A 6,295-nucleotide genomic window follows, 5' to 3' on the forward strand; every position below is an offset into this window, starting at 1 on the left:
CCGATCGGGCCCCGACGCCGCCCGCTGGGGCCTGCTGCGGCCCGCCGGCCACGACCACGCGCCCCTCGGGCCCGAACTGCTCGTCCAGACCGAGGCCAACCCCCTCTTCCGGGTCCGCTACGCCCACGCCCGCGCCCGCGCCCAGCTCCGCGGAGCCGGCCGGCTACGCCTCACCGCCGCCGCGCCCGGCGAGGACATCGACGCCACCGGCGCGGCCCCCCTGCTCACGCTGCTCGACGCGCACCCCGCCGTCCTCGCCGCCGCCGCCCGGCACCATGCCCCGGACCGGCTCGCCCGGCACCTCGAAGCGGTCGCCGGCGCCTTCTTCGACTTCCACGACGCCGCACCACCGCTGCCCGTCGGGGAGGAGAAACCCTCGGCCGCCCACCGCTCCCGGCTGGCCGTCGCCGAAGCCGCCGGGACGGTGCTGGCCGGCGGCCTGTCCCTGCTCGGCGTCAGCGCGCCCGCACACCTCTGAGAGAGCAGAGCCACACACGATGAGCCGTTCCGCACACCCCGCCGGACCCCGTCACGCCGACGTGCTGTCCGAGGGCCACTACCTCGCCCCCGCCGACGACCTCAACGCCCTCGACGCGAAGGTGTGGTCCCGCACCGTCACCCGCGACGAGCACGGCGCCCTGACCGTCGCCGGGCTCCCGGTCTCCCGCCTCGCCGAGGAGTTCGGCACCCCGGCCTACTTCCTGGACGAGGCCGACTTCCGGGCCCGCTGCCGCGCCTGGGCCGACGCCTTCGGACCCGGCGCCGACGTCTTCTACGCCGGCAAGGCGTTCCTCTCCCGCGCCGTCGTCCGCTGGCTCACCGAGGAAGGGCTCAACCTCGACGTCTGCTCCGGCGGCGAGCTGACCACCGCGCTCGACGCCGGCATGCCCCCCGAGCGCATCGCCTTCCACGGCAACAACAAGACCGTCGACGAGATCGAGCGCGCCGTCGCGGCCGGCGTCGGACGCATCGTCCTCGACTCCTTCCAGGAGATCGTCCGCGTCGCCCACACCGCCCAGCGCCTCGGCAGGCGCCAGCGCGTCCAGATCCGCGTCACCGTCGGCGTCGAGGCGCACACCCACGAGTTCATCGCCACCGCCCACGAGGACCAGAAGTTCGGCATCGCGCTCGCCGGGGGACAGGCCGCCGAGGCGGTCCGCCGGGCCCTCTCGCTGGACGGACTGGAACTCGTCGGCATCCACTCCCACATCGGCTCCCAGATCTTCGACATGGCCGGTTTCGAGGTCTCCGCCCGCCGCGTCGTGCAGCTCCTCGCCGAGGTCCGCGACGAGCACGGCGTCGAACTCCCCGAGATCGACCTCGGCGGCGGCCTCGGCATCGCGTACACCTCCGAGGACGACCCGCGCGAACCCCACGAGATCGCCAAGGCGCTCGGCGACATCGTGACCCGCGAGTGCGAGGCCGCCCGGCTCGCCACCCCCCGCATCTCCGTGGAGCCCGGCCGCGCCATCGTCGGCCCGACCGCCTTCACGCTGTACGAGGTCGGCACGGTCAAGCCGCTGGAGGGCCTGCGCACCTACGTGAGCGTCGACGGCGGCATGTCGGACAACATCCGCACCGCGCTGTACGACGCCGAGTACAGCGTCACGCTCGCCTCGCGCACCTCGGACGCCGAGCCGATGCTCGCCCGCGTCGTCGGCAAGCACTGCGAGAGCGGCGACATCGTGGTCAAGGACGCCTACCTGCCGTCCGACCTGGCCCCCGGCGACCTGATCGCCGTGCCCGCCACCGGCGCGTACTGCCGCTCCATGGCGAGCAACTACAACCACGCGCTGCGCCCGCCCGTCGTCGCCGTGCGGGACGGTGCGGCGCGGGTGATCGTCCGCCGCGAGACGGAGGAAGATCTCCTGCGTCTCGACGTCGGCTGATGCCGTATTTCCGGGGCCGTACCACGGTATCCCCCTAAAGGTCTCACGATCCGGACGGGTGGCGGGAACGCCCGTCCGGTGAGTGAGACTGGTCCGTACAACAGCTGTAAAGGAAACGAGGTCGGATGATGCGTACGCGTCCGCTGAAGGTGGCGCTGCTGGGCTGTGGTGTGGTCGGCTCAGAGGTGGCGCGCATCATGACGACGCACGCCGACGACCTCGCCGCGCGCATCGGCGCGCCGGTGGAGCTCGCCGGTGTCGCCGTGCGCCGGCCCTCCAAGGTGCGCGAGGGCATCGACCCCGCGCTGATCACCACCGACGCGACCGCCCTGGTGAAACGCGGCGACCTCGACGTCGTCATCGAGGTCATCGGCGGCATCGAGCCCGCCCGCACCCTGATCACCACCGCCTTCGAGCACGGCGCCAGCGTCGTCTCGGCCAACAAGGCCCTGCTCGCCGAGGACGGCGCCGCCCTGCACGCAGCCGCCGAGCGGCACGGCCGCGACCTCTACTACGAGGCCGCCGTCGCCGGGGCCATCCCGCTCGTCCGGCCGCTGCGCGAATCCCTCGCGGGCGACACGGTCAACCGGGTGCTCGGCATCGTCAACGGCACCACCAACTTCATCCTCGACCGGATGGACACCAGCGGAGCCGGCTACTCCGAGGCGCTCGACGAGGCCACCGCCCTCGGCTACGCGGAGGCCGACCCCACCGCCGACGTGGAGGGCTTCGACGCCGCCGCCAAGGCCGCGATCCTGGCCGGCATCGCCTTCCACACCCGCGTCCGCATCGGCGACGTGCACCGCGAGGGCATCACCGAGGTCACCGCCGCCGACATCGCGTCCGCCCGCCGCATGGGCTGCACCGTCAAACTCCTCGCCATCTGCGAGCGCGCCGCCGACGGGGCCTCCGTCACCGCCCGCGTGCACCCCGCGATGATCCCGCTGAGCCACCCGCTCGCCTCCGTCCGCGAGGCGTACAACGCGGTGTTCGTCGAGGCGGAGGCCGCCGGGCAGCTGATGTTCTACGGCCCCGGCGCGGGCGGCGCGCCCACCGCGTCGGCCGTCCTCGGCGACCTCGTGGCCGTCTGCCGCAACAAGCTGAACGAGGTGCCGGGGCCCGGCGAGTCCGCGTACACGCGGCTGCCGGTGAGCCCCATGGGCGACGTCGTCACGCGGTACCACATCAGCCTCGACGTGGCCGACAAGCCGGGCGTGCTCGCCCAGGTCGCGACGGTCTTCGCCGACCAGGGCGTATCCATCGATACGGTCCGCCAGCAGAGCCGGCCGGACAGTCAGGAAACCGACGGCGAGGCATCGCTCGTCGTCGTCACCCACCGCGCGCCCGACGCCGCCCTCTCCGGGACCGTCGAAGCGCTGCGCAAGCTCGACACCGTGCGCGGTGTCGCCAGCATCATGCGTGTTGAAGGGGAGTAAGGACCCATGACCACCAAGGGCACCCACCAGTGGCGCGGCATCATCGAGGAATACCGGGACCGCCTCCCGGTCACGGACACGACCCCGGTCGTCACGCTCCGTGAGGGTGGTACGCCACTCGTACCCGCCCAGGTCCTCTCCGAGCGCACGGGCTGCGAGGTGCACCTCAAGGTCGAGGGCGCCAACCCCACCGGGTCCTTCAAGGACCGCGGCATGACCATGGCCATCACCCGCGCCAAGGAGGAGGGCGCCCAGGCCGTCATCTGCGCCTCCACCGGCAACACCTCCGCCTCCGCCGCCGCCTACGCGGTCCGGGCCGGCATGGTCTGCGCCGTCCTCGTGCCGCAGGGCAAGATCGCGCTCGGCAAGATGGGCCAGGCCCTGGTGCACGGCGCCAAGATCCTCCAGGTGGACGGCAACTTCGACGACTGCCTGACGCTGGCCCGCTCGCTCTCGGACAACTACCCGGTCGCGCTGGTCAATTCGGTCAACCCGGTCCGCATCGAGGGCCAGAAGACCGCCGCGTTCGAGATCGTGGACGCGCTCGGCGACGCGCCGGACATCCACGTCCTCCCCGTCGGCAACGCGGGCAACATCACCGCGTACTGGAAGGGGTACACCGAGTACGCCGGTGACGGCATGGCCGCGCACAAGCCGCGCATGTGGGGCTTCCAGGCGTCCGGCTCCGCGCCCATCGTGCGCGGCGAGGTCGTCAAGGACCCGTCGACCATCGCCACCGCCATCCGGATCGGCAACCCGGCCTCCTGGAACTTCGCGCTCGCCGCGCGCGACGAGTCGGGCGGCTTCATCGACGAGGTGACGGACCGTCAGATCCTGTCCGCCTACCGCCTGTTGGCCTCCCAGGAGGGCGTCTTCGTGGAGCCCGCCTCGGCCGCGTCCGTCGCCGGTCTGCTCAAGGCCGCCGAGGAGGGCAAGGTGGACCCCGGCCAGAAGATCGTGTGCACGGTGACCGGGAACGGCCTCAAGGACCCCGACTGGGCCGTCGCCGGTGCCCCGCAGCCGGTGACCGTCCCGGTCGACGCGGCCGCCGCCGCCGAGCGGCTCGGCCTGGCGTGACCCGCTGATCCGGGGGCCGGTCCGCACGACGGCCCCCGGACCGCGCACGACGCTCCGTCAGGAACGCCGCCCGACCGGCCCTTTCCGCACCGGAGAGCGCATCACCGGCGTGCGACACGCATCGTGCGCCTCCCGTGCGCCCTATGTCGCCACGGAACCTTCCTTCGATAAGCTGTACCCCACCCGCCCCGCCGCATCTGCCGGGGTGCCACCGGGCCGTTGCGGCTCCCCCGAAGAATCCCGCCCGCAGCTCCTCGGATTCCCCGCCGCCTCACAAGGAGAGTCGTCACAGCGATGGCCGGTCCCGCCTTCCGAGCCGCCGCCGTCCGGGTGCGCGTCCCCGCGACCAGCGCCAACCTCGGCCCCGGTTTCGACGCCCTCGGCCTGTCGCTCGGCCTGTACGACGACGTCGTCATCCGCGTCGCCGACTCCGGACTGCACATCGACATCGCCGGCGAGGGCGCCTCGACCCTGCCCCGCGACGAGAAGCACCTGCTCGTACGCTCCCTGCGCACCGCCTTCGACCTGCTCGGCGGACAGCCGCGCGGCCTGGAGATCGTCTGCGCCAACCGCATCCCGCACGGCCGCGGCCTGGGCTCCTCGTCCGCCGCCATCTGCGCCGGCATCGTCGCCGCCCGCGCCGTGACCACCGGCGGGGACGCCCGCCTCGACGACGCCGCCCTGCTGGAACTGGCCACCGAGATCGAGGGCCACCCGGACAACGTCGCGGCCTGCCTGCTCGGCGGATTCACCCTCGCCTGGATGGACGGCTCCTCCGCCCGCGCGATCAGGATGGACCCCGCCGATTCCATCGTTCCGGTGGTTTTCGTCCCCGGCAAGCCGGTGCTCACCGAGACCGCCCGCGGACTCCTGCCGCGCACCGTCCCGCACGTGGACGCCGCCTTCAACGCCGGCCGCGCCGCCCTGCTCGTGGAGGCCATGACCAGGCGCCCCGAGCTGCTGCTCACGGCCACCGAGGACCGGCTGCACCAGGACTACCGCGCGCCCGCCATGACCGAGAGCGTCGAGCTGGTGGGCCGGCTGCGCGCCGAGGGCGTGCCGGCCGTCATCTCCGGCGCGGGCCCGACGGTGCTGGCCCTGGCCGGGGACGGCGAGGCCGACAAGGTCGCCCGACTGGCGGGCGAGGGGTGGGCGGCCAACCGGCTCGCCCTCGACGCGCAGGGCGCGAGCGTCCTGCCGCTCACGTCGTAGCCGGGAGACCGCCGGCCGAGAAGTGATTGCCGGTGAGGGAGAGGGGGAATGTTTGTTGGAGCCGGTAGTGTTAACCTCAAGTCTGCAATCGACGTCCATGAGGCGCGTTGCTTCGTGTCCCCTTCGGGACCACCATTTCTTCCGGGAGCCTCCCCAACTGTCAGAGCAGCCTGCCTGAGCAGTTGCGAGCACGCTCCGGAACCGGCACGACACCCCTCACTCGTCCAGGAGTGGGCCGAGCAGGGGGATGCTCGCGCCGGGCCCATGCACACCTCATCTCTCCGCCGTTCCATCCGGCGGACCACCGCCCCGGCACGGGCCGCACCAACCGAGGACCGCAGCCGGACAGCACAACCGGTCGCCGAGCCAGAAGGCCGACGTCCGCTCCAGGGAAGGACCCTTCGTGAGCGACACCACCGATCTGATGGGCGTGACTGCCGACAAGAGCGTCGACAGCGCCGCGCCCGCCGAAGGTGCTGCCACTGGCACCACCGCACGGCGCCGCCGCTCCGGCACCGGCCTTGAGGGCATGGTCCTGGCCGAGCTGCAGCAGGTCGCGTCCGGCCTCGGCATCAAGGGCACCGCGCGGATGCGCAAGAGCCAGTTGATCGAGGTCATCAAGGAGGCCCAGGCCGGCGGCGGTGCCCCCGCGGCCCAGGCCAAGGCCGGCGCGGCCCCCGC

At 72.8% G+C, this 6,295-nt stretch carries 6 protein-coding genes; all 6 read left to right on the top strand.

Going from position 1 to position 6,295, the window contains the following annotated elements; genetic code table 11:
- The coding region (locus MHW47_RS30580; protein ID WP_275449830.1) for a DALR anticodon-binding domain-containing protein at positions 1-478 on the top strand (478 nt) is incomplete at its 5' end.
- 19 nt (positions 479-497) lie between these two features.
- Positions 498-1,889, top strand: coding sequence for a diaminopimelate decarboxylase (gene lysA / locus MHW47_RS30585; RefSeq protein ID WP_239227122.1), 1,392 nt, complete (start codon positions 498-500; stop codon positions 1,887-1,889).
- A gap of 125 nt (positions 1,890-2,014) precedes the next feature.
- Positions 2,015-3,325 (top strand): homoserine dehydrogenase, encoded by a 1,311-nt coding sequence (locus MHW47_RS30590; RefSeq protein ID WP_239227123.1) that lies wholly within the window; start codon positions 2,015-2,017, stop codon positions 3,323-3,325.
- A gap of 6 nt (positions 3,326-3,331) precedes the next feature.
- A complete protein-coding gene (gene thrC / locus MHW47_RS30595) occupies positions 3,332-4,402 on the top strand; it encodes a threonine synthase (RefSeq protein ID WP_239227124.1) in 1,071 nt (356 codons plus the stop codon).
- Positions 4,403-4,696: 294 nt separating this feature from the next.
- Positions 4,697-5,614, top strand: a complete 918-nt coding sequence (gene thrB, locus MHW47_RS30600) for a homoserine kinase (protein WP_239227125.1) — start codon at positions 4,697-4,699, stop codon at positions 5,612-5,614.
- Positions 5,615-6,017: 403 nt separating this feature from the next.
- Positions 6,018-6,295 (top strand): Rho termination factor N-terminal domain-containing protein (locus MHW47_RS30605; protein WP_239227126.1); only part of this gene is annotated, 278 nt, incomplete at its 3' end.

Origin of the sequence: Streptomyces sp. OfavH-34-F (assembly GCF_022347745.1) — a bacterium.
Lineage (GTDB): Bacteria > Actinomycetota > Actinomycetes > Streptomycetales > Streptomycetaceae > Streptomyces.